Annotated in this window: 1 protein-coding gene; it reads right to left on the minus strand. The window is 62.8% G+C overall.

What is annotated here, in order from left to right; genetic code table 11:
• Window positions 1-5: 5 nt before the first annotated feature.
• On the minus strand, window positions 6-1,646 hold a 1,641-nt coding region (locus EOA36_RS34955), incomplete at its 5' end, for a long-chain fatty acid--CoA ligase (protein WP_145969497.1).

Here is a 1,646-nt window from a genome sequence, read left to right on the forward strand (position 1 = left end):
CGCCACTATTCGCGCATCGCCCGCCGCAGGATCTTGCCGACCGGCGTCTTCGGCAATTCGGTCCTGAACTCGATGAATTTCGGCCGCTTGTAGCCGGTCAGGTTCTCGCGGCAAAAAGCGGTGATGGCCTCGGCGGTCAGGGCCGGGTCCTTCTTGACGATGAACAGCTTCGGCACTTCGCCCGAGTGCTCGTCCGGCACGCCGATCGCGGCCACTTCGAGCACGCCGGGATGCGCCGCCACGACCTCCTCGAGTTCGGTCGGATAGACGTTGAAGCCGGAAACGAGGATCATGTCCTTCTTGCGGTCGACGATCTTAGTGTAGCCGCGTTCGTCCATGAAACCCATGTCGCCCGATTTGAAGAAGCCGTCGGCGGTCATCACCTTGGCGGTCTCGTCCGGCCGGTTCCAGTAGCCGGCCATCACCTGCGGTCCCCTGATGCAGATCTCGCCGACCTCGCCCAGCGGCACGTTATTGCCGTCGTCGTCGCGGATGGCGATTTCGGTCGAGGGCAGCGGCAGGCCGATGGTGCCGGTGAACTCGCCGGAGCTGAACTTGTTGGCCGTCGCCACCGGCGAGGTCTCCGAAAGGCCATAGCCTTCGCTGACGGGGCAACCGGTCAACGCCTTCCAGCGTTCGGCGACGCCCTTCTGTACCGCCATGCCGCCGCCCAAGGTCAGAAGCAGCGGCTTGAAGTCCAGCTTGCGGAAGTCCTCATTGTTGAGCAGCGCGTTGAACAGCGTGTTGAGGCCCGGAAAGATATGGATCGGATATTTGCCCATTTCCTTGACGAAGCCGGGAATGTCGCGCGGATTGGGGATCAGTATGTTCTGGCCGCCCATCTGCATGCCCATCAGCGCATTCACCGTCAGCGCGAAGATATGGTAAAGCGGCAGTGCGCAGACGAGGTTGAGATGCGCCGGCTTTGGCTTGACGGTGTAGGCGTCCTGCAGCCACAGCGCATTCTGCGCGACATTGGCCAGCACATTGCTGTGCGAGAGGGTCGCGCCTTTCGAGATTCCGGTGGTGCCGCCAGTATATTGGAGGAAGGCGACATCACTGGCGGCCACCGTGGCCGGTTTGAAAGCCATGCCGCGGCCGGCCTTCAGCGCCGCATTGAACCTGACATGGCCGGGCATTGACCAGGCCGGCACCATTTTCTTGACGCGGCGCACCACCAGATTGACGATCGAACCCTTCAGGCCGCCGAGCAGGTCGCCCATGGCCGCGACTACGATGTGCTTGACCGAGGTCCTGGCGACGACCGTCTGCAAGGTGTTGGCGAAGTTTTCGAGAATGACGATGGCTTGCGCCCCGGAATCCTTGAGCTGATGCTCCAGTTCGCGCGGCGTGTAGAGCGGATTGACGTTCACCACCGTGAAGCCGGCGCGGGCGACCGCCATCATCGCCACGGGATACTGCAGCACGTTCGGCATCATCAGGGCGACGCGCGCGCCCTTCTGCAATCCAGTGGACTGCAGATAGGCACCGAAGGCCGCCGAAAGCTGTTCGAGTTCGGCGTAGGTGATGGACTTGCCCATGCAGGTGAAGGCCGGCTGACCGGCGAACTGCTTGCAGGCGCCCACCAGGAAGTCGCCGATGGAACCGTAGGGCAGGGCGCCGATCTCGGCAGGCATATTCTTGGG

Source organism: Mesorhizobium sp. M8A.F.Ca.ET.021.01.1.1, assembly GCF_003998025.1.
Lineage (GTDB): Bacteria > Pseudomonadota > Alphaproteobacteria > Rhizobiales > Rhizobiaceae > Mesorhizobium.